Origin of the sequence: Woronichinia naegeliana WA131 (assembly GCA_025370055.1) — a bacterium.
Lineage (GTDB): Bacteria > Cyanobacteriota > Cyanobacteriia > Cyanobacteriales > Microcystaceae > Woronichinia > Woronichinia naegeliana.
The window spans coordinates 1758393-1781076 of sequence record CP073041.1 but is presented as its reverse complement, the minus strand read 5'-3'; the positions used below and the strand labels follow the sequence as shown (position 1 = coordinate 1781076).

At 40.6% G+C, this 22684-nt stretch carries 22 protein-coding genes and 1 pseudogene; 13 read left to right on the top strand and 10 right to left on the bottom strand.

What is annotated here, in order from left to right; all coding sequences use genetic code 11:
- Nucleotides 1-254: 254 nt before the first annotated feature.
- Together xrt and KA717_09155 are read left to right on the top strand one after the other, a co-directional pair.
- On the top strand, nt 255-881 hold the full coding sequence (gene xrt / locus KA717_09160; GenBank protein ID UXE62849.1) for an exosortase: 627 nt from the start codon (nt 255-257) through the stop codon (nt 879-881).
- 45 nt (nt 882-926) lie between these two features.
- On the top strand, nt 927-2237 hold the full coding sequence (locus KA717_09155) for a hypothetical protein (protein UXE62848.1): 1311 nt from the start codon (nt 927-929) through the stop codon (nt 2235-2237).
- A gap of 52 nt (nt 2238-2289) precedes the next feature.
- On the opposite strand, the gene KA717_09150 is transcribed toward KA717_09155, so the two are convergent.
- The 4 genes from KA717_09150 to KA717_09135 form a co-directional block, all read right to left on the bottom strand.
- Nucleotides 2290-2688 carry a PIN domain-containing protein gene (locus KA717_09150; protein UXE62847.1) on the bottom strand — a complete coding sequence of 133 codons (399 nt, stop codon included), beginning with the start codon at nt 2686-2688 and terminating at the stop codon, nt 2290-2292.
- 11 nt (nt 2689-2699) lie between these two features.
- Nucleotides 2700-2936, bottom strand: a complete 237-nt coding sequence (locus tag KA717_09145; protein ID UXE62846.1) for a hypothetical protein — start codon at nt 2934-2936, stop codon at nt 2700-2702.
- 139 nt (nt 2937-3075) lie between these two features.
- Complete coding sequence (locus KA717_09140) at nt 3076-3489, bottom strand: PIN domain-containing protein (protein UXE62845.1); 414 nt, start codon at nt 3487-3489, stop codon at nt 3076-3078.
- The gene (locus KA717_09135; GenBank protein ID UXE62844.1) at nt 3486-3722 is read right to left on the bottom strand and encodes a hypothetical protein; all 237 of its coding nucleotides are present in this window, start codon (nt 3720-3722) and stop codon (nt 3486-3488) included. The genes KA717_09140 and KA717_09135 overlap by 4 nt, the downstream gene beginning before the upstream one ends.
- Nucleotides 3723-4008: 286 nt before the next feature.
- Between KA717_09135 and KA717_09130 the strand changes: the two genes are divergently transcribed.
- From KA717_09130 to KA717_09105, 6 genes and pseudogenes are all read left to right on the top strand, one after another.
- A complete protein-coding gene (locus KA717_09130) occupies nt 4009-5334 on the top strand; it encodes an IS4 family transposase (protein ID UXE64605.1) in 1326 nt (441 codons plus the stop codon).
- A 203-nt stretch (nt 5335-5537) separates the two neighbouring features.
- Entirely contained in the window at nt 5538-6227 is a 690-nt protein-coding gene (locus KA717_09125) for a tetratricopeptide repeat-containing protein (GenBank protein ID UXE64604.1), read from the top strand.
- 66 nt (nt 6228-6293) lie between these two features.
- Nucleotides 6294-7575 (top strand): annotated as a pseudogene (locus tag KA717_09120) (ISKra4 family transposase).
- A 56-nt stretch (nt 7576-7631) separates the two neighbouring features.
- Nucleotides 7632-10154 (top strand): CHAT domain-containing protein, encoded by a 2523-nt coding sequence (locus tag KA717_09115; protein UXE64603.1) that lies wholly within the window; start codon nt 7632-7634, stop codon nt 10152-10154.
- 218 nt (nt 10155-10372) lie between these two features.
- Nucleotides 10373-10675 (top strand): hypothetical protein, encoded by a 303-nt coding sequence (locus tag KA717_09110; protein UXE62843.1) that lies wholly within the window; start codon nt 10373-10375, stop codon nt 10673-10675.
- Between the two features lie 47 nt (nt 10676-10722).
- Nucleotides 10723-11631 (top strand): hypothetical protein, encoded by a 909-nt coding sequence (locus KA717_09105; GenBank protein UXE62842.1) that lies wholly within the window; start codon nt 10723-10725, stop codon nt 11629-11631.
- A 13-nt stretch (nt 11632-11644) separates the two neighbouring features.
- Here KA717_09105 and KA717_09100 read toward each other — a convergent pair whose 3' ends face one another.
- Nucleotides 11645-12799, bottom strand: a complete 1155-nt coding sequence (locus tag KA717_09100) for an ISL3 family transposase (GenBank protein UXE62841.1) — start codon at nt 12797-12799, stop codon at nt 11645-11647.
- 180 nt (nt 12800-12979) lie between these two features.
- Here KA717_09100 and KA717_09095 point away from each other — a divergent pair, with 180 nt between their 5' ends.
- The gene (locus tag KA717_09095) at nt 12980-13648 is read left to right on the top strand and encodes a class I SAM-dependent methyltransferase (GenBank protein UXE62840.1); all 669 of its coding nucleotides are present in this window, start codon (nt 12980-12982) and stop codon (nt 13646-13648) included.
- Here KA717_09095 and KA717_09090 read toward each other — a convergent pair.
- The gene (locus KA717_09090; GenBank protein ID UXE62839.1) at nt 13631-14347 is read right to left on the bottom strand and encodes a DUF1997 domain-containing protein; all 717 of its coding nucleotides are present in this window, start codon (nt 14345-14347) and stop codon (nt 13631-13633) included. The two genes, KA717_09095 and KA717_09090, sit on opposite strands and share 18 nt — an antisense overlap.
- Before the next feature lie 454 nt (nt 14348-14801).
- Here KA717_09090 and crtB point away from each other — a divergent pair, with 454 nt between their 5' ends.
- The 3 genes from crtB to KA717_09075 all read left to right on the top strand — a co-directional run bounded on the left by crtB (nt 14802) and on the right by KA717_09075 (nt 17587).
- Nucleotides 14802-15611, top strand: coding sequence for a cyanoexosortase B (gene crtB, locus KA717_09085; protein UXE62838.1), 810 nt, complete (start codon nt 14802-14804; stop codon nt 15609-15611).
- Nucleotides 15604-16299 carry a cyanoexosortase B system-associated protein gene (locus KA717_09080; protein ID UXE62837.1) on the top strand — a complete coding sequence of 232 codons (696 nt, stop codon included), beginning with the start codon at nt 15604-15606 and terminating at the stop codon, nt 16297-16299. Before crtB ends, KA717_09080 begins: the two co-directional genes overlap by 8 nt.
- Before the next feature lie 361 nt (nt 16300-16660).
- Nucleotides 16661-17587, top strand: coding sequence for a polysaccharide biosynthesis/export family protein (locus tag KA717_09075; GenBank protein ID UXE64602.1), 927 nt, complete (start codon nt 16661-16663; stop codon nt 17585-17587).
- On the opposite strand, the gene KA717_09070 is transcribed toward KA717_09075, so the two are convergent.
- The 4 genes from KA717_09070 to KA717_09055 form a co-directional block, all read right to left on the bottom strand.
- A complete protein-coding gene (locus tag KA717_09070; GenBank protein ID UXE62836.1) occupies nt 17571-18185 on the bottom strand; it encodes a rhomboid family intramembrane serine protease in 615 nt (204 codons plus the stop codon). The two genes, KA717_09075 and KA717_09070, sit on opposite strands and share 17 nt — an antisense overlap.
- A gap of 61 nt (nt 18186-18246) precedes the next feature.
- Nucleotides 18247-18837: a hypothetical protein gene (locus tag KA717_09065; GenBank protein UXE62835.1), complete on the bottom strand. Its 591-nt coding sequence runs from the start codon at nt 18835-18837 to the stop codon at nt 18247-18249.
- A 118-nt stretch (nt 18838-18955) separates the two neighbouring features.
- Nucleotides 18956-20128: an ABC transporter permease DevC gene (devC, locus tag KA717_09060; GenBank protein ID UXE62834.1), complete on the bottom strand. Its 1173-nt coding sequence runs from the start codon at nt 20126-20128 to the stop codon at nt 18956-18958.
- A gap of 25 nt (nt 20129-20153) precedes the next feature.
- Nucleotides 20154-21314 (bottom strand): ABC exporter membrane fusion protein, encoded by a 1161-nt coding sequence (locus KA717_09055; GenBank protein ID UXE62833.1) that lies wholly within the window; start codon nt 21312-21314, stop codon nt 20154-20156.
- A gap of 330 nt (nt 21315-21644) precedes the next feature.
- Here KA717_09055 and KA717_09050 point away from each other — a divergent pair, with 330 nt between their 5' ends.
- Nucleotides 21645-22673: a DUF1702 family protein gene (locus KA717_09050; GenBank protein ID UXE62832.1), complete on the top strand. Its 1029-nt coding sequence runs from the start codon at nt 21645-21647 to the stop codon at nt 22671-22673.
- The last annotated feature ends 11 nt before the right edge of the window (nt 22674-22684 follow it).

The window sequence follows — 22684 nt, the reverse complement described above, 5'->3', positions numbered from 1 at the left end:
AACAATGAGGTATCAAGGCTGTTCGCGTTAGTCTAGTGGGAAATTCACTCAACTTAAACCTGAGGATAATACGAATTCCCCGATCATGACATTCGCAGATACACTGTATAGAAAAGGTATTGGTATTCATTCACTCCTCTAAAATGCTGACCTCTTTCCGTTCTACTTTACGTTTTGTGAAACATTATCGAGCAAATGTTTTAATCCTAGGATTACTGACCATACTTTACCTCCCGATCTTAGAATATTGGTTAATGGGATGGTTGCAGAAAAGTATTAGCACGGAACATGAATATTTCAGTTATGCTTTGCTTGGTTTTCCCTATGCAGCTTATATTATCTTTGGACAAAATAGGACTGCCTGGGAGAAACTCGGCGATCGCGCTGATCTTGTCGGCATCATTTGTCTTTTAGTTGGCTCTGTTTTTTATCTAACAGGAGCAGTGACGTTTGTTAACTTGTCCTTTCCCTTGGTGCTAACGGGAGTCATGGGTTGTTTAAAAGGATTATCGGGAATCAAACTGAATGCCTTTCCCCTACTGCTCATTGCCCTAGCCACTCCCAATCCACTTCCCTATCTTCTTGTTCCCTTTACCCTACCGCTCCAACAGTTTATTGCAGCCGTTTGCGGATTTCTTTTGATGAATATGGGCGTGAAAGTCACTGTCGAAAATATTTTTTTGTTAGTCAACGATAAGTTAGTAGAAGTCGCGCCCTATTGTGCCGGTTTAAAAATGTGGTTTACCAGTCTTTATGTGGCTCTAATTTTAGTCCATTGGTCAGGCCAACTTCACCGCCGCGATCACGAAGTGTGCCTTCGGCATCGCCTGATTATTTTATTTGCCACCAGTGGCCAACCGCTCTGGCTCTATCGGCCTTAGGTAAGGATTTGTCTGAAATTATCTCTAGAGTAAACTCGATTGTAAATGATGAAGTCTCTTTCTCCTAAACCGACTCCTCTACAAGTTGCTCTGGAGAATTATAATACACTCCTGCATGATTTAACGATCGCTGATAAAAACTTTACCAAAGAGCAAGGATTAGAACTCCTTGCGGCTAGAGATTTTCTGCAGAAACAATTAGAGGCTCATTCTCCTGTTTCAGCAAAGATTTGGACAGCCTTAACTGAACAGGATGCCCGTTTAAAAAAGCAAGCTTACAAAATTACTCAAGTTCTTGATTTAGCTGAATATCGGGAGAGTTTACTGACTTCTGACCAAGCCTGGTGGTGGTATTTAGACACGAGGGAGTCTTCCCATCCTTGGAATCGTTGGGATTGGTTAGTGAAGACGCTAAAACTGATTTTATTGGGGGTTAATTTTACCTTGATTGGCGCGATCGCCACTCGATTTTTAGGCGGTGGTTCGGGATTAATAGAAATTGGCGGCGTAATTTTTTCGACCTTTATTTCTTTGTTACAAACTCAAAATGCCCTGACTCAAGCGAGACAGCAGGGATTTATAAAGTTAATGAATCGGTTAAAAATTCCTGGATATTGGTACGAAGAAATTCAGTTTGCCACAACGCTTTTTGTTTTTGGAATTTTAGTCTGTATTTTTCTCAATTTTCCTTTCTTTTCTCAATATTATAAACAAGACGCTTCTCGGTTACAAAATCAAGCTTCACCTAATTTAGCCCTAGCAGAAAAACAATATTTAAAGGCGATCGCGTTGGATGAGGATAATTTGGATGCTCATTACAAGTTAGCAACACTTTATGAGGAGTTACAGGATTTGGATAATGCAAAAAAACAATATTTGATTGCGGCCAAGGGTGGTTATCTTGATGCTTATAATAATTTAGCCTATTGGTATATTCGTGAAAACAAAGATGGAGAAGCGATCGCTTTATTAGAAAAAGGTAAAGTTTTGTTAGCGGAAAAGGATCAACAATTGGACAAGTTAAGTGAAACTGAGAAACTTAATTTAGCGGTGCAAAAGTACAATATTTATAAAAATTTAGGTTGGGCAAGGTTTAAGCAAAATCATCTTGAGGATGCTAAAATCAATCTTTCTATTGCGATCGGAATTGCCGAAGATTCAGCTACTCAAAAATATATCCGCAATCCTGGGGCTGTATTTTGTCTTTATGCTCAAGTTTTACAGAAACAAGATAAAAAATCTATTTCAGCGAAGGAAAATTGGCAAAAATGTCTGAAATTATCCCAGGGTAAAGTGCTAAATATTGAAGAGGATCAATGGTTATTTGAAGCCAGAAAACAATCTAAAAAAAACTGATCGTAGGAGTGCAAGGCTTGCAACCAAAAGCACCCAAAAGCACCCAAAAATTTTATTCTCTCAGTAAAGCTCTAAACCCTTCTTGTTGAAAATGCTTATCAAAAGTCAAGATTTCATTAATATCTTGTTCTCTCATAATCTGCATTGATGAACAATCGGTTAAGCTATATCCTTTGTCTAAACGTCTTTGATAAAACTCAAAAGCTTGCTCAAATTGTTCACTGGTTTGAGGGATAATAATGGTGCGACCGTCATTTTGTAATCTATGGGTTAGGCGAATAGCGGATTTTCTGAGATATTCACCACGACTGCACAGAGCGTTCAACAATTCTGTTAACACCATTTCGCTGGTAATCCCTTGAAATTTGCCAAGTTTTGCAGTCATCATTTGGGATAGTTGATAAAGATTATCGCCAGAATCAATCAGGGCTTGAAGATAAGCTGTATCCAAGAAAATTTTTCTCATTCTTCGTCATCTCTGGGCGCACCGTACATATAATGTTCAAAGTTACGCGCAAAATCGCGGGGTAATTGTTTCCGCCATTCTTCTTGGGGAACAACTGCACCAATTGCCATGATCTGTTGCCAGAAAGGTTTGGCTAAAAATTCGGGGTCATTTTCTAGGGCATCCCATTTGGCATCGAGTTCTTTCATTAAGTCGTCTGATTCTGGGGGAGTGTCACCGTTAAGATTATTCATAATTTATTTGGGGAGTTGTTTACAATTATTTTAGCAAGTTTATCGGTTTTTTTTACACATTGACAGGTAGTTTGATTTTCACCTAACAAATAACCTGTTGTATGGGTGCAAGGCTTGTATCCAAAATCACCCAAAAATTTTATTCTCTCAGTAAAGCTCTAAAACCTTCTTGTTGAAAGTGCTTATCAAAAGTCAAGATTTCATTAATACCTTTTTCTCTCATAATCTGCATTGACGAACAATCGGTTAAGCTATATCCTTTGTCTAAACGTCTTTGATAAAACCCAAAAGCTTGCTCAAATTGTTCACTGGTTTGAGGGATGATGATGATATTGCGATCGCCTCGTAAATCATGGGTTAGGCGAATCGCTGATCTTCTGAGATATTCGCCACGACTGCAAAAAGCATTCAACAATTCTGTTAACACCATTTCGCTGGTAATCCCTTGAAATTTGCCCAGTTTTGGGGTCATCATTTGGGATAATTCATAAAGATTGTCGCCAGAATCAATCAGGGCTTGAAGATAAGCTGTATCCAAGAAAATTTTTCTCATTCTTCGTCATCCCTGGGCGCACCGTACATATAATGTTCAAAGTTACGCGCAAAGTCGCGGGGTAATTGTTTCCGCCATTCTTCTTGAGGAACAACTGCACCAATTTCAGAGATTCTCTGCCAGAAAGGTTTGGCTAAAAATTCGGGGTCATTTTCTAGGGCATCCCATTTGGCATCGAGTTCTTTCATTAAATCGTCTGATTCTGGAGGAGTGTCACCGTTAAGATTATTCATAATTTATTCGGGGAATTGTTTACAATTATTTTAGCAAGTTTATCGGCTTTTTTTTAAAATTTATCACAAATGGATTTTTATGTAGAGGCTTGGTTTCCAAGTCTTTAATGTTCTGGATTTGGGAACCAAACCCCTACCCAATTAGGTTATTTGTAGGGGCGAATTGCGTTCCATTGGTGTCAACTTAAGCCAAAATGCCTACTCACAAAAGATTAGCCTAAAAGCAGGCGGAAGTAAGAGTAGGCTGAAAAAAAGGTTAGTATATAAAAAAGTGAGCAAAAAACAAATGGCAAGACAACATCCTCGGAGAAAAGGAAACCCAGACTTACGTCGTAAGACAAATCAGCCAGGGGTAGAAATCCCTGAAATAACAAAAGAGTTGTTTGAATTACTAGAACCCACAATGTTTACACCATTAAAATATTTACAGGGAACTCATGAGAAAATGATGAGAGATAGGGTATTAAATTTACCAGTAATGGTGGCATTAGTGTTAAGTATAGTGTATCGTCAAATAGCGGGTATAAGTGAAGCGGTAAGACTGTTAGAGGAAGAGGGATTGCTATGGGTAGCATCATTAAAAGTAAGCAAACAGGCAGTATCAAAAAGAATGATGAATGTGCCAGCCGAAATATTTGCAATATTACTAAAAGGAGTGTTAGAAAAAGCAGCCGAAAAAGGGAAGAAGCTCCAAGTAGGAGAAAAATGGGAAAAAATAAGAGAAAAGTTTAGTGCAGTGTGGATAGCAGATGGCTCAACGCTAGAGCAGATAAGGAAAAATATGAAAATAAGTAAAGAAGAAAAGAGTAAATTGGGGGGTAAAATAATGATGGTAGTGGAAGCCTTTACCCAAAGACCCGTTACTTTATGGTACACAGAAAATGATAAATCAAATGATAAAATATGGTGTGAAGAATTGGCAGCTAAATTACCAGAAAATGGTTTAATTCTTGTAGATATGGGATTTTTTAGCTTTGTGTGGTTTGATTTGTTAACAGAAGCTAAAAAGTTTTTTCTAACCAGATTTAGAGCGGGTACATCTTACAAAACCAAACAAGTATTGTCTCAAGGTAGTCATTACAGAGATGAGATTATCATTATGGGAAATTACCGTTCTAATCCTTGCAAGCATCCGGTGAGATTAGTCTCAGTATTATGGGGAACAATCTGGTATCAGTATTTAACAAATGTGTTGTCTCCCGAACAACTGTCCGCCGAAGAGGTCTGTGATTTATATCGAAGACGATGGACAATCGAAGAAGCCTTTTTATTAACGAAAAGACTTTTAGGACTAGCCTATTTATGGGTAGGGAATAAGAATGGTGTCCAAATCCAGATTATTTGCACTTTGATTTTCTATACGGTCTTAAATCAATTGGTAGGGGAAGTGGCGATTGCTCTAAATCAACCGAAAGAAAAAATCTCAGTAGAGATGGTGTTTCGGAGTCTATACTATGTAGCGAAGGCTATTGCTAGAGGAGAAAAGCCTGATACAGTAACCTATCTGGCTGAACGTGCTAAGTTATTTGGTTTGGTCAAAGCTGAGAGAAAGCGACATCGAGAAAAGGCCGCTCTCAATCAACAAATTTGGGAACCCATTCCTTTAAGTTGACACGGATGATTGCGTTCGCCCTTTAATGTAATAAATCGCCCTTTAATGTAATCAATTGCTGTTGAATTCAATAAAACGATGGATTTGGGAACCAAACCCCTACAATTTTTTGCTGGTTTGCAGATGTAATGTTGTACAATGGGCGTACAATACAATCCTATTGAGGATCAGTTATGAAAGGATTGCTGAGGTTTGGGTTGGTTATGATAGTCGCGGTGGGAGTAGTACCGTCAGGGATGTTAACGCCAACGGTGGGACAGGTAATTGTTCAGATTTCTAATCAAGATCAGGAAGCATTAGTAGAAGCAGAAAAGCTAACCCAGCAAGTTGTTGAACTGTATCATCAGGGAAAATATAACGAAGCGATTTACTTAACAGAAAAAGCCTTAGCGATTCGTAAAAAGGTACTGGGAGAGAATAACCTTGATACCGCCACCAGTCTCAACAATTTGGCATTGCTTTATCAGTCTCAAGGAAGATACAGCGAAGCAGAACCCCTCTACAAACAAGCCTTAGCTATCTATAAAGCCCAATTAGGAGATAACCATCCCTCTACTGCAACCAGTCTCAACAATTTGGCAGAACTTTACCGAAAACAAGGAAGATACAGCGAAGCAGAACCCCTCTATCAACAAGCCTTAGCTATCCAAAAAAAACAATTAGGAGATAATCATCCCAATACTGCCACCAGTCTCAACAATTTGGCAACACTTTACCAGTCTCAAGGAAGATACAGTGAAGCAGAGCCCCTCTATAAACAAGCTTTAGCTATCAGAAAAACTCAATTAGGAGACAACGATCCCCTTACGGCTACCAGTCTCAACAATTTGGCAGGACTTTACGAATCCCAAGGAAGATATCGTGAGGCAGAACCCCTCTACAAACGGGTGTGACCTTTAGTTGATGAAGGAAAAGAAAAGTGTTAACATGAGATGAAAAGTGACAAAGAGGAAACAATGATGACAGCAAAACTAATTAATGTAGAGGGTTCAAAGATAAAAATAGAACTAACATTAGAACTCAGTCGTTCAATGTTGGATACAGAAATAAATATTCAAAAAGGCTTAAACGAAGTAGGTTGCATCGCCAGCAAAGAAGCCTTGAAATATTTAGATACAGATGGTTCACCCTTAAAAATCGGTGAAGAAATCTGGAAGAGTAAGGGAGAGCAACCGAAAGAATATCAAACACCTTATGGTGAGGTTATAGTGAATCGTCATGTATATCAGCGTTCACCTTTGAGGAAAAACGTATTGCCCCTTAGAAAGAGAAGCAAGGATAATCATAACATCAACGCCATTATTGGCAAAACAGGTATCCTCAAAAATGTCAGGGATGGCAGGCAAAGAGGTGAAAAATGATTTATTAGAAAATCATGGTAGAAAAGTAGCGCTATCCTATATCCAAAGATTGAGTGAAGCAGTAGGAAGTGTGGTACAGGCAAAAGAAGAAGCGTGGAGTTATGCCCCGCCCAAGGAGGATAGCCAAATTGCAACAGTGGGAATAGGATTAGATGGAACCTGTATGCTGATGTGTGAGGATGGCTACCGTGAAGCAATGGTGGGAACCGTTTCCCTATACGATAGTGAGGGAGAACGTCAACAGACAATCTATCTAGGTGCGGCACCAGAGTACGGAAAAAAGAGTTTTCTAGAAAGATTGGAAAGAGAAATTGAGCGAGCGAAAAACCGTTATCCAGAGGCAAAATTTGTCGGTATAGCAGATGGTGCAGAATCAAATTGGAAGTTTTTAGAAAAGCAGACGGAAGAACAGATATTAGATTTCTATCATGCCTCTGGTTACTTAGGAGCGTTGGCAGAAGCGTTGCATCCGAATACCGTGTCAAAACAAAAAGAATGGTTGACTGAAAATTGTCGAGAACTCAAGCATGAAAAAGGAAAAGCAGGAGAACTGCTAAATCTGATGAAAGAAGTCAAAGAAGAAAAAAGTCATTCTAAGAATCTTACCGAGAAACTACAAGCGGCGATTACTTATTACGAGAATCATCAGCATCAAATGGATTATGCTGAATACTTAGAGAAAAAGTATCCGATTGGTTCAGGTGTTACGGAAGCAGCTTGTAAGACGTTGGTCAAACAACGATTATGTTGTTCAGGAATGCGATGGAAGGAAAAAGGAGCAGGAATTATTTTGAGCCTACGAGCTTTGGTATTGACCAAGGAACGATGGAGTCAATTTTGGGCAAAACTTGATCAATATGGGTTCCCTGTAGAACCCTGATTACAACAGCTTTTATCAACTAAAGGTCGCACCCCTACAAACAAGCTTTAGCTATCATAAAAGCCCAATTAGGAGACAACCATCCCACTACTGCTACCAGTCTCAACAATTTGGCAGGACTTTACAAATCTCAAGGAAGATACAGTGAAGCAGAACCCCTCTACAAACAAGCTTTAGCCATCATAAAAGCCCAATTAGGAGACAACCATCCCACTACTGCACAAAGCCTTGGCAATTTAGCAGGACTTTACAAATCCCAAGGAAGATATAGTGAGGCAGAACCTCTCTATAAACAAGCTTTAGCTATCATAAAAGCCCAATTAGGAGATAACCATCCCTCTACCGCCACTAGTCTCAACAATTTGGCATTACTTTACCAGTCTCAAGGAAGATATATTGAAGCAGAACCCCTCTTCAAACAAGCTTTAGCTATCTATAAAGCCCAATTAGGAGATAACCATCCCTCTACCGCCACTAGTCTCAACAATTTAGCATTAATTTACCAGTCTCAAGGAAGATATAGTGAAGCAGAACCCCTCTTCAAACAAGCTTTAGCTACCAGAAAAACCCAATTAGGAGACAACCATTCCGATACAGCAAGCAGTCTCAACAATTTGGCATTACTTTACCAGTCTCAAGGAAGATATAGTGAAGCAGAACCCCTCTTCAAACAAGCTTTAGTTATCATAAAAGCCCAATTAGGAGACAATCATCCTGATACAGCAACCAGTCTCAACAATTTAGCATTACTTTACCATTCTCAAGGAAGATATAGTGAAGCAGAACCCCTCTTGAAAGAAGCCTTAGCTATAGCGAAAAAACAATTAGGTAATAACCATCCCCTTACTGCAACCAGTCTTAACAATTTGGCATACCTTTACTACTCTCAAGATGATATTCCCCAAGCCATCAAATTTCTTAGTCAAGGACTTGCAGTACAAGAATACAACCTCTTCCAAAATCTCAATATTGGGGACGAAAAACAAAAACGGGATTACATAGCGACAGTTTCAGGGACAACATTTGCCATTATTTCCCTCAATCTTCAATCTGCACCCAATAACCCAGAAGCAACTCATCTAGCCCTCAAAACCATCTTGCAACGCAAAGGACGTATTCTTGATATCCTCACCAATAGCCTACAAATTCTCCGTCAACAAATTAATGACCCCGAAAGCCAAACCCTCCTCGAACAACTAATTCAAAAACAATCCCAACTTTCTAACCTGACTTTCCAGAAACCCGAAACCATTAAATCCCCTGAAATCCATCGCCAACAACTCACAAACCTACAAACTGAAACCCAACAACTCGAAGACAAATTGAGTCGTCGTAGTGCCGAATTTCGTAATCTATCCCAACCCATTACCCTCGAAGCCATTCAAAAATTAATCCCGACTAATGCCGCCCTAGTAGAAATCGTTCGCTATAAACCTTTTAACCCGAAAGCAACAAAAGAAAGGGAAAAATATGGCAAGCCTCACTATGCCGTTTATATTCTCTTTGCCAATGGCGAAATCAAAGCCAAAGACTTAGGAGAAACCCAACCTATTGATGAGCAAGTAACTGCCTTTCGCCGCAATTTAGCAGACAGCAAAACCCCCATTCCCCAACTGCAAAAATCCGCCCGTCAACTTGACGAAAAGTTAATGCAACCCATTCGTCAACTATTAGGCAATACAAAAACCCTCCTCCTCTCTCCCGACTCTGCCCTGAACCTCATTCCCTTTGAAGCTTTAGTAGATCAAAATAATCAGTATCTTGTCGAAAATTACCAGATAACTTACCTCACCTCTGGACGCGATCTGTTGCGACAAAAAGAGAAATTTGCTAGTCAACAACCACCCCTGATTATTGCCAATCCCCTCTACAATAAAACAGGTCAAAAAGTTGCCCTTCATCCCAACTCTACCCGCTCTATTAATCTTGCTGACTCTGTATTTCTTCCCCTAGAAGGCACAAAGGCAGAAGCCGAAGCCATTAAAAAACTCCTCCCCAAAGCGACGGTTTTAATTCAAGCCCAAGCCACCGAAAATGCCCTTAAACAAGTCAAAAAAACGAATATTTTGCACATTGCCACGCATGGCTTTTTCCTCGAATCAACTAAGAATAAAAATGAGGGTGAACGCAATTCACCCCTACAGATTGGTGAAAATCCCTTATTACGTTCAGGCTTAGTTTTTGCAGGGGTTAAAGTAAGCCAAAGTGCAGGAGATGACGGTGTTCTTTCCGCTTTAGAAGCCACTAACTTAAACTTAGTTGGAACCAAATTAGTTGTCCTTTCCGCTTGCGATACAGGCAACGGCGATATTTCTACAGGTGAAGGCGTTTATGGTTTACGTCGTGCCTTAGTAATTGCAGGTAGCGAAAGCCAATTAATTAGCCTCTGGAAAGTCTCAGACAAGGAAACTAAAAACTTAATGATCGCCTATTATCAACGCTTAAAAAACGGAGAAGGCCGCAGTGAAGCTCTACGACAAACCCAATTAGCCATGCTCAAAAGTAAGGATCAAAACCATCCTTTTTATTGGGCCAGCTTTATTCCCTCTGGCGATTCTAGTCCTATGAAATTTGACTGATTAAGAGGCAACTGCTAAAATCTAGAGGTTACATTGAATAAATTTAAACTTGGAAAAAGACATAATACAGCAAATTGTGTTGTGATGACGGACAAAATTTTGTAGGGACATAATATATTATGTCCCTACCCTATACGAGATTTAACCACAAAGTTCTGTATATTCTGTCCCTACAACAGATAAAATTTAATCACAAATTTCGATAGGAGACTTCAGAAATGGCAACCCTGACAGACAATGAAATCAAAGAATTAAAAGACTTTATTTCAGCACAATTTAAAGAAGTTAACGGTAAGATAGACAAATTATCTGAACAAGTTAACGGCAAGATAGATAAATTGTCTGAGGAGGTGAATGATTTAAGAGTTGATTTGGCAAATGTTAAAGGTGAATTAACAGGAGTTAATAAAAGACTGGATAATATTGAATTTGCTAATCGCACCATTTTTGTCGCTATTGTTGCCGCATTGATGGCGGGATTAGTGAAGTTATTTTTACCTAATTTGCCGACCAGTCCTTAACTTTTGGGCGCAAGCCTTGCGACCCTACAATAATCTTCAGGTTATGTATGAATAATGCCTTTAAAACTTTGACTTTTATTTCCTTAATTTTGATTACTTGTGGATTGTCAACAGCAAGCCTCAGTCAAAACGCCTCTGTTCACGCTATTTTACAAGTCAAAGGTAAAGTTTTAGTTAACAATAAAAACTGGAAAAAACCTCAAACTGCTTTTGTGGGACTATCCCTAAATTCAGACGATACACTCGATATACCCGCCAAAGCTTCTGTTAAAATTTATTGTAGTGATTTGAGTATTTGGATAGTAAAACCAGGCAAATATAAAGTTTCTCAAGGCTGTCCTTCAAGTAAAACAGTGATTCGTCTTCCTAATAGCAATAATGATACTCTTCGTCCTGTCGGTAAAACCGAAGCCGCCTTAGCAAAACTGCCCTATCTTATTACTCCCCGTGAAACTGATATTATCAGCGATCGCCCTCACATACGCTGGAATGCTGTACCAGGAGCCGCTTATTATATCGTCAAAATCGAGACAGATGGGTTTAGTTGGACAAACCAAACTAACCAAAATAAAATTATTTATTCAGGCGATCGCCCTTTACAACCAGAAACACGATATTGGGTGACAGTAACAACAGACCAAGGCTTATCTTCTCAACAAGAAACAGAAGTAGGCTTTAATGTATCAGATGAACAGACGAAGAAAACAGTTTTAGAAGCCGTTGAAAAAATTCAAAAACAACCTTTATCTCCAACCGAAAAAGGACTAATTTTAGCTTACTTATATCGCGGTTATAAGTTGTATGACAATGCAATTAACGTATTAGAAGAACTTGTTAATCAAGGCAGTAGCGAAGTAACCGTTTATCAATTATTAGGAGATACTTATCTCGAAATTGGATTACCCCAATTAGCTAAAAATATTTATCAAAAAGGGGTTCTCCTGAACAAAGAGTGATAATTAAAGCTTATCATGAAAAGCAAGCTAAAAAACGATTTCGCATATTATCAAAGTTCATAAATCCATAAGCTTGACGCTTGATTAGTTTAAGACGATTATTGATGCCTTCCATTGCCCCATTCGTCGTTCGACTCAAAAAGTAGTTACAAATAGAGTCCAAATTCCTACGAATTGTGCTAATTACATCTGTATAAATGCTCTTTGCATTCTCTAACCATTCTGTAAATTTTAATCTTCCTTCTTCCTTATCATTTACTTTTTCATATATCTCTCTAAATGACTCTTTATATTCATACGCTTTACGCAAACGAGCAGATTGCTTTAACACCAATTCTAGTTTTTCTAACTCTTCCTCTTTTAGGTCTTCTTTATTTTTTAATAATAGCCACTTTTCTCCCTTGATTTTTACATTCAATTTTGTCTGTTTACGGATTTTATTCAATTCTTCATTCAACGCCTTCATTACATGAAATCTATCTGTTACAATTACTGCATTCGGAAATACTTTTTCTATTACTTTAGGAAATCCTCCCCACATATCTACACTCACTTGTTCTACTCCTTCCCTCACCTCTAATTCTTTCTTCATCAGCACTTCGATGATTTTATCTTGTTGATGACTATCTATCACTTCTATTAATTCTCCTTTCTCTATATCTCCTAACACTGTTACAAAATTCTGATGACCTTTTCGTTTCGCTATTTCATCCATCCCGAGGTGTTTTACTCCTTGCCAATCTTTTTTTTTAGCTTCACATTGACGTTGGTAAATTCCATTCACTTGATCCCATGATAGAGATTCCTCTCTACCTACTTGTTCCACACTGCTCACATTTACTCGTCCATAAATATATTCTTCATACCTCACTGTGTATTTCCTACGGGCTTCCATAAATTCTAGATTTTCTGTAAAAAACCTTTGACAATCTTTACAGTAAAATTTACGACGAGGGACTTTCAGATATACCATTTGACCAGAGATAGACAAGTCCCTTACTAATACACTGTTCGTCTGATGTAATTCATCCGTTAAGCTACCACAATAATTACATTTGACTTCTTCCTCTTGACAACTCAGTATTAAAAACGCTTGTTTTCCCTCTTGAATCACATTTCTTATGTTTACTTTTGGTAAATTCAGAAGATTTTCCAGAAAAAATAACATTGATGTCGTCCTCATATAGTGTATCTTATTATACATCTTCTACCGCAAAGCCAGAAGAACCCAAAAAGGATTAGAGTTAGCGATTAAAACCCAAAATATACCAGCAAAAACAATCATGAATAAAGGTTTAAAACAATCTGAAAATCTTTTAGGAAGCAACCCTCAAATTAGGAAACAGTCATGACGAAACAAACCTGGGGACTAGATGCCTCTCTTTATGATTATTACCAGGCGATCGCCTTTCGAGAACCGGAAATCCTCAAGGAACTGCGACAAGCAACCAGCCAATTACCGATGGCCAACATGCAGATCGCCCCAGAACAGGGCCAATTTATGGCTTTATTAGTACAGTTGACGGGGGCAAGAAAAATCTTAGAAATTGGTGTTTTTACAGGTTATAGTTCCCTCGCCCTCGCCCTGGCCTTACCCCCCCAGGGTCGTATCCTGGGCTGTGAGATCAGCGCAGAATATGCCGCGATCGCCCGTCAATTTTGGCAAAAAGCTGGAGTCAGTGAAAAAATCGATGTGCTTTTGGGGCCAGCCGTAACGAGTCTAGAACAACTTTTGGCCAATGGCGAACAAGAATCCTTTGATCTGGCCTTTATCGATGCGAACAAAAGCGATTATGACCAATACTACGAATTGAGTTTGCAGTTAGTTCGGCCAGGGGGATTAATCCTAATTGATAATGTTCTTTGGTACGGAAAAGTGGCGGACGAAACCATTCAGGACAAAGCAACCCAGTCCATCCGTCACCTAAACGCCAAACTCCATCAAGATCTTCGCATCTCCCTCTGTCTGGTTCCCATTGGCGATGGTCTTACCCTAGCGTTAAAGCATCACCTCTGAGCTTAAATCTGGCTCTTCCATTTTCATTTCTTCTGTTTGACTGCTCTTAATGCGATAGAAATGGCGGCTACTTTGGGGGGGAAAGGGCAAACTACAACGATCATGAAAATCCTTCTGTACCTTATAGGTAAGACGTGGCGATACTTGACGAATAATTTCTACCAAGAGGCGATCGCCGGTTTTGCGGATCAAATTTTGAGGCAACTTATAAATGTATTTCGGGAACTGTACCGCTACATCCATGCGTAACTGCCACTCTACCTTAGTGATTTTCTCCGGTGGGCTAGATAAACCGGCTTTTTGATAAACCTTTTGGATACCTTCTCCTGCCTGCGCCTGGGGAATCTCGCTCAAATTCATGATCGCCTGATAATCCACCTCATAGCCTAAATAGGGTTCATCGGGTAAAGTGACAGAGTGCATTAGGTACTGTCCCTGCTGAGGTGGCTCCAAAATGACCGCCATTTTCGGTTCTATATCAAAACCCAACGCGCCAAATTGTCCAATGGTCATCACGTAGCCATCTTCTCCCAAGGGTTCCGTCTTCATCGGTTGAGCACAATGATGAAACCAGCTTTGGTGATTTTCAAGGTAATGAGCAACCGTCGCCAGGTCAGCATACATTTCCATATAACCGTCGAAGGCAGCCTGAAAATGGATGGGTTTTAGCTCTGACTGACTTAACGGTGTGTCGAGCATTAAACGAGTATCCCGAAAAGTCGACAAAGATGAGGAGAGGCACTGCATAACCGTTGTCCTAAATAGTGTATCGTGTCCGTTGGTCAAGGTAGAGGAGTTTCAGATTTCAGTAGTGGGGTTATCGACCCTAGGTTAACCCACAAGGTTAATAAAACTTTACCTCAATTGACAAAAATTGGCTGGGGAGATTCAGGGGATGGAACAATGAGATATCAAGGCTGTTCGCGTTAGTCTAGTGGGAAATTCACTCAACTTAAACCTGAGGATAATACGAATTCCCCGATCATGACATTCGCAGATACACTGTATAGAAAAGGTATTGGTATTCATTCACTCCTCTAAAATGCTGACCTCTTTCCGTTCTACTTTACGTTTTGTGAAACATTATCGAGCAAATGTTTTAATCCTAGGATTACTGACCATACTTTACCTCCCGATCTTAGAATATTGGTTAATGGGATGGTTGCAGAAAAGTATTAGCACGGAACATGAATATTTCAGTTATGCTTTGCTTGGTTTTCCCTATGCAGCTTATATTATCTTTGGACAAAATAGGACTGCCTGGGAGAAACTCGGCGATCGCGCTGATCTTGTCGGCATCATTTGTCTTTTAGTTGGCTCTGTTTTTTATCTAACAGGAGCAGTTACGTTTGTTAACTTGTCCTTTCCCTTGGTGCTAACGGGAGTCATGGGTTGTTTAAAAGGATTATCGGGAATCAAACTAAATGCCTTTCCCCTATTGCTCATTGCCCTAGCTACTCCCAATCCACTTCCCTATCTTCTTGTTCCCTTTACCCTACCGCTCCAACAGTTTATTGCAGCCGTTTGCGGCTTTCTTTTGATGAATATGGGCGTGAAAGTCACTGTCGAAAATATTTTTTTGTTAGTCAACGATAAGTTAGTAGAAGTCGCGCCCTATTGTGCCGGTTTAAAAATGTGGTTTACCAGTCTTTATGTGGCTCTAATTTTAGTTCATTGGTCAGGCCAACTTCACCGCCGCGATCGCCTGATGATTTTATTAGCTGGAGCCACCTTTCTCAGTTTATTAGCTAACATCATTCGCAATACCTTACTCAGTCTTTTTCATGGTACTGGCAACCAAGCCGCCTTTGAGTCTCTCCATGCTGGTCTGGGAGGCGATATTTACTCCCTAGTTTTATTGTTATCTATTGTGGCTTTAAACCAACTGATGATTCACAGAAACAGACAATGGCAAAATTGGCAAGATTTATCCCTGGGGGAAACGGGTGAAGAAAATGGCTAATTTTATCCGTGATTTTCAGACTCTTAAAGGTGTAAAGTTTCCCCTAAACCAGCGATTTATACTCTTTTGCTTAACCCTATTAGTCATTCTAGGAGCCTTACCAGGTTATTTTTCAGGACATTGGCCCTGGCAAGATCTGCCACCCGTCACGGAAATTTCCCGTCTTGTCCACCTTCGTCAAACGGGTTTATCTCTGAAAGAATGGAAAACCCTGGAACAAAAAGAGGTTCCCCTAGGCGATCATCGTTGGTCAGTGCAACTTTTGGACAGATCGGGGCAAGATCCCTTGATTTTATCTTTGATGCCCCAAACCTACTATCGTGAAAAACCTGAAATTACCTGGATCACTTTACAACGGATCTATCAATGGCAAATTGCCGATCAGCGCACCTTAATTTTTGGGCAAAGTCACGTTCAAGCTCGATTTTTTCAGGCCTGGAATCATAGCACTTGGGCCATATTGGAATGGTACGCTTGGCCCGGTGGCGGTAGTAATGCAGCATTTCAATGGTTTTGGCGAGATCAATTAGCTCAACTTCGACAGCAGCGTTTACCCTGGGTAGCAGTTAGCGTGCAAATACCGATGGATGCCTTTAGTGACCTTAAGGAGCAGGAATCTCTAGCAAAATCCGTCGCAGAAAGCATACAATCGGCCTTGGAAACCCAGATCTTTTCCTCTGTCCCCTGATTTCATCGTGTATAAAAATTCTCCCAAAAATACATTGATAGATTTTTATTGGTTCCAATCTTTGCCTCTACCAGTTCAGATCCTTTTCTTCAGATTACTTACTCTCACAAAATTTGAAACCTTAGCTCGGCTGGGATTGAGAGGGCTGATTAGTTGTGGTCTATCTGTCAGTATTTTCTGCCTGAACGATGCGGTTTGGGGGCAAAATAATCCTCAAGTTCCCCTGGCTGGGCCTAATAATCCTGGCTCAGTGAGATTGCCCAATAATACCTTCGGGTCGAGTGATCCTATCCCACCAGGAGCCATTCCCCCCAGATTTGAGAACAAAACCTCAGAACCCTTAAATCTCTACCGTTTGAATGTGGGAGACGCGGTGACGGTAACGCTGCCAGATTTTCCAGAATTTGGCTTTACCGGTGTGATCGACAATGAGGGCAAGGTGCAAGTCCCTATCCTCGGTCGTGTGGCGATCGCGGGATTAACATTAGATGAAATTGAAGCAAAAATTGGCTACGAATTGCACCGTCGCTACTTACAGGATGTTCCCTCGGTGAGTGCAGTGCTTACTTCCTCCCGCCCCCTTGAACTAATGATTGTCGGCGAAATTGTTCGTCCCGGCTACTACATCTTTCCATTCGGTACTGTTTTAAGCACTGTGCTATCCACTGCTGGCGGCACAACAGAACAAGCTGATTTGCGATCAGTGATTATTCGCCGTACTCTTATTGATGGTAGTTCCCTTGAAGAACGAGTTGACCTCTACACACCTTTACTTCAGGGGGGCCAATTTCCACAACTGCGTCTTCAGGGTGGCGATACCATCATTGTTGCCAAACGAGAAATCGGCAAGGATCGAGACTATGATCAACGCTTAATTGCCAAAAGTAATCTGATTAAACCGAATATGACTGTGCGAGTTCTCCTTCCTAGTCAACCCACTGGCATTGCAGTCCGTTCTTTGGTGTTGCCTAGTGGTAGTACTTTTTTGGATGCAGTCGCGTCCCTACCCGCCACCGTGCCCCTCGTTCTCAAAGAAGATGTCACCTTACTCCGTTTTGATCCTCAACAGGGAAAAGTGGTTGCGCGCTCTCTGAACCCCACTGGCATGGTGGAAAACTTTGATGTCTCTCAAAACGTTCCCCTTCAAGATAATGATGTCATTGTGGTCAGTCGCACCATTTTAGGGGATATTTTTGAGGGATTTCGTATATTAACCCAGCCGATTCGTGATGTGTTTGGATTGGCCAGTTTTGTTTTGGGTTTGCCGGGTATTAATCAAAGTTATTAAGCTGGCACTCGCTACTGAGTAACATTAAACCAAGCAAAAAACCTAATATCATTCCTAGTCCATGACTGACAACACTAACCTGGGGAATCTGAAAGTCAAGATAAAATTGTAAACTGATAACCATCCCTAAGATTAGCAATCTCCGAGCAGCAAAACGACTGCGGAAATGCCACCAGTCCTGCCAGTATTGACTTGCCATTGCTCCGATCAATCCCATAATGGCGGCGGAGGCTCCCACCAAGATTTGATTAGTTTGATTAGTGCTTAAAAACCAAAAAGTAATTAAAGCCATGCTACCGCAGCCGCTACCGAGATACAGCAACAGGTAACGGATTGGGCCAAAATTTCGCTCGGCGATCGCCCCTAGAAAAAACAGTCCCAACATATTGATGCTGAGATGACCGATGCCATAATGCAGAAAACTGGCTGTAACCCATCGCCACAGTTGTCCTTGCTGAACCAGAAGCGGTTCCAAAGCCCCTAATTGAGATAGGGTATCCAAATTCTGGCTGCCCCCTTCCCTAACTTCCAGGGCAAACATCAACAAGTTAAATCCAATCAACAAATAGGTGACATAGGGTCGCTTGGAAAAAAACATTGATGTCACCCGCAGCACTAAAATTCCAAGCAATGACTATGCCAAGATTATATTTTCTATTTTATTGCGCCTTTTCCTGGGTTTGGCTATAGGTCGGGAATAAATCTCTTGGGAAATCTTCCGCCGCTAGACAAGTGTCCATCGCTATCTGGGGAGATGAAGTCGTATTATCTCGGCTCAAGGCAATCACACATTCCGAATGTCGTCCCGGCAAAAGACTTTCACGGCAAGAATTCAACGCTAATAGAGATAAATCATTACTGCTCACACCCGTGGCGGTATCGGTAGGAGAAGTATAACCACCAAGAACACTATTTTGAATATCAACGACACAATTGCCCAAATCCACTGGACGACGAACTTGATAACAAGCCTGTAGCGCAGGAGTCGCTTCCAGGGGAGAGCCATTGCGAATCATTACAACGCATTCGGACAATTGTTTAGGAATTAACGCCCCCGCACAGGCAGACTTGGCCTGGTTCCCATCCACCCCGCTAGTCGTCAAGTCGGTTACACAAACATCAAACTGGTTCCAATCGGTTGCACTATCTGCCAATGCGGGCAATAAACTTCCATTCCAAAGCAGCAAGCCCAAGGAGAGAGGCCAGAGGGAAAGGGAAGGTCGGTAAGAATGGAGAACGTTAAACAGCATGGTTTGGAACTCTTGAAAATGCAGAATGGCTAAACCAATTGAATTGTAAACAGAGACGGAATAAAAATCAAGGGGTTCCTTGCCAAACCTTAAAAAATACAAAATTAAAAAATATCAGCTAGAAAATATCCGCAGGATCAGCTGCTTGTAGTTTTTGAATAGCGATCGCTCCTGCGAGGAAACACATCAAGAGGGTCAAAGAAAAAACCAGTAAGATGCGTTCCTGAGTCATCATAATCGGTAATAAGGTTGCCTGTTTAGCTAAATGATATAAACCTGATGACACTAAAAAACCAGGAACATAACCTAAAATCGCCAAAATAAAAGCTTCTTGAAAGACTAAAAAGAGAAAATAGTGATGTTGATAACCGATCGCCTTGAGTGTTGCATATTCGCGCAAATGTTCCGTTACATCCGTATAGAGAATTTGATAAACAACCACAATACCCACAATTAATCCCATGCCCACTCCAAGGGTAAAAATAAAACCGATCGCGGTGCTTGTCATCCAATAATTTTTCTCGAAATCAATCCATTCCTGTTTAGTCAAAATAATAACATCAGGTGGCAAAGCAATTTGTAATTTTTGTTTAAATTGATCAGCATTAATTCCAGACTTGAGTTTGATTAAACCGACTTCAATTAATCCCTTTTGACGTTGAGAAAAAATACGCAAAAAATTAAGCTGACTCGTGATTAAATTACCATCAATGCCAAAAGAGGTTCCTAACTGAAAAAGACCGACAACTTGAGTACGGCGAGAACCTGAACTGAGATTATCAATTTCGGTTTGTACATTTCCCTTGGTTTTAAAATCCTTAACAATATTACCAAATTCAGGACGAGAAGCAGAATCAAATAAGACCACATCTGGCTGTTGAAGTTTTTGATAATTAGCGTCAAAATTGGGTAAATTAAAAACAGGATAGCGTATATCAAAACCAATAATATGAATGTTGCGCCAATAGGTTGGTTTATCGGGGTTTTTCCACTGAGCAAAACCCAAATAAATGGGAGCAATGTATTCCACTTCAGGAAATTTAAGAGCTTGATACAGTCGTCGTTCTGAAAAACCTTTCATGGCGATCAAGGCCGTGGAGCGGGGACTTAATAAAAAAACATCACCGTTAAAACTATTTTGAACCTGTACCGCACTATCGAAAAGGGCTGCCTGAAAACCTAATTGCATAAACATTAACACGACAGCAAAACTGATGCCCGCGATCGCTACCCAGAGGCGCATTTTTTCGTATTTAAGTTGTAACCAGGCCAGGGGAGTTTTAAATCGCATACATAGATAAACTAGGAAACTAGTTTCACAAATGAATAATCACATTTACCTGTAAGTTTGTTAATGTTCGTACTTTTTGACTCGAATCGGCATCAAGACTAATTTTGACCTCTACAACCCTAACATCACTATCCGCCGCCGGGTCAGTTCCTAAGACATCTTTTTTGCCAATTTGTAACCCAATTTCCGTCACTTTTCCCGTTAATTCTGAGGATAATCCTTGACTCTTAATAGTGGCTTTTTGACCGATCACAACTTTATGAATATCTGTTTCATAGACTTCCGCGACTACATCCATCTGTTGAGTATTTCCTAAAGCAACAATGCCCTTTTCTCCCACCCGTTCTCCTGCAAAGGTGTAGATTTTTAAAATTTGACCTGCTTGGGGACTCCGAACTAATGCCAAAGTCAAATTAGCTTCGGCCTGTTTAACGCCTGCCTGGGCCGTTTCTATTTCTGCTTGAGCAGCCGCTAAATCGGTCGGTCTGACTTCCACAATTTCGGTGCGAGTGGCCCTGGCTTCTGTTAACTGTTGATTCAGAGTATTAATTGTCCGCGATCGCGTTGCTTGAGCTTCTTGCCATTGGGAGCGCAAAGTATCTTCTTGGAGACAAATACTATCCCGTTGAGAGGCAGCAATTGCTCCATTTTCATAAAGACTTTGATAGCGATCGCACTCGGTTTTTGCATTGTGTAATTCGTATTGCAGACGTTTGATCGTAGCCGTTTGACTGGCGATCTGGCCTTCAAGTTCAGCCTGTAGCGATCGAATTACTGCCGTTTGAGCTTGAATTTTACCGGCTTTTGCTCCTGCTTTTACCTGAGCTAAATGGGTTTGAGCCACTTTAACCTGTTTTTGAACCAAAATTAAAGCACTTTTAAGACGTTCATAGTTATCTAAAATAGCAATAATTTGCCCCCGTCCTACTGTTTCTCCTAATTTCACCAATAGTTTTTCAACCCTTGCCCCTTCAATCGCGGCTGGCGCGGAAAGATAGATCACCTCCCCCTGAGGTTCCAATCTACCTAGGGCGGCCACATTTTCCTCGACGGGTGCTGCCCTGGGACGAGGTTTAACTGTCGTCGGCAGGGAAGCAGAAAAGCGGAAATAGTTGATACCAATCCCTACGCCAGAGGCAATCAATATTCCCAATAGCACACCCCATAGCGTTTTTACCACGGTCATTTTTGGCTCGGTGGAATTACGGTTGTCAGTAATTATTAATCGTTAATTTTGATTTTAATTTAGAAGTCTTCTTTACAAATATACATATAACTTAATGCTTTTTAAGCCTTGCAAACTTGACAAATCTATTTTATCCGACTAGGATTCGATACAAGTTGTATATTAAAAAGCATTTGACAATTTAAGTTCGTTAAATGTACAGCATCGGACATAAAAATCCATGTCTGGGTTTTGATTTGTTTGATTTGTTTGATTTGTTTGGTTTGTTTGATTTGTTTTAGTTTTACATCTCTATTTTATACATTTTTTTCATCAAAATATTTTAAGATTATGCCATCCCAGCTTATTGAGCCTCTTAGTCCACCGTCGGCAACTAGCTCGTCCTTTCTCCAACCGATTTCCTGGGGAAAGGTGAAACGCCGTTTTTTGGGTATTTCTCTGGAAGAAGTCACCGTAATTCGGCGGGGTTTTCAGATTACTGATCCTCAGAAACAAGAGCGAGTTGAACAAATTGGGATGACTTTTTTAACGGGTTATCATGGGGCGATCGCCGCCGAATCCTTAGAAAAACTGGTGATTGAATTAAACGCCATTGATTCCGAATATCAAGGTTTTGCTTACGAAGGAGCGGCGATGGGTTTGACCCTCTCCGATTTCTTTACGCCTTGGCAAGGGAACCGGCTTCAGCCATTTTTAACAGGAGCAGGAGATACCTATGTATATCTTGCCTATGTGGGAATGGGTTGGGCATTGTCGCGTTTGCCTGGAGGAATTTCTCGTTATTTACCAACTTTGAATCGTGCAGATAATTCTCAGTCTCAGTCTTCACTTCTGGGCTGGTTAGCGATCGATGGTTACGGTTTCCATCAGGGGTATTTTTATTGGCGAGCACAGGTAGAAAAACAGAGCATTCCTAAAAATTTATCGGGTTATGCGGTGCGGGCATTTGACCAGGGTTTAGGGCGCAGTCTTTGTTTTGTTTTGGGTCTGGATGTTAAACGCATTGCGGCTACGATCCAGCTTTTTTCTGAAACAAGAAGGGCGGATTTATGGAGTGGAGTCGGTTTAGCTTCTGCCTATGCGGGAGGATTAAGTCCATCGGAAATGATGGAGTTGGGGGAATTATCTCAAACTTATTTACCCGATTTAGCCCAAGGAATTGCTTTTGCGGCGAAGGCTCGTTTACGGGCGGGTTATTTGCCTAAGCATACAGAACAAATTTGTCAATTAATCTGGCAACAGTCTTCGGTTGCGGTTGCAGTAATTACGGATGAGGCATTGGTAAATTTACCTGTTGATGACATTACACCCGCCTACGAGTTTTGGCGATCGCGTATCAAAAATAAGTTCAAAGTTTAATTAATTGTTAG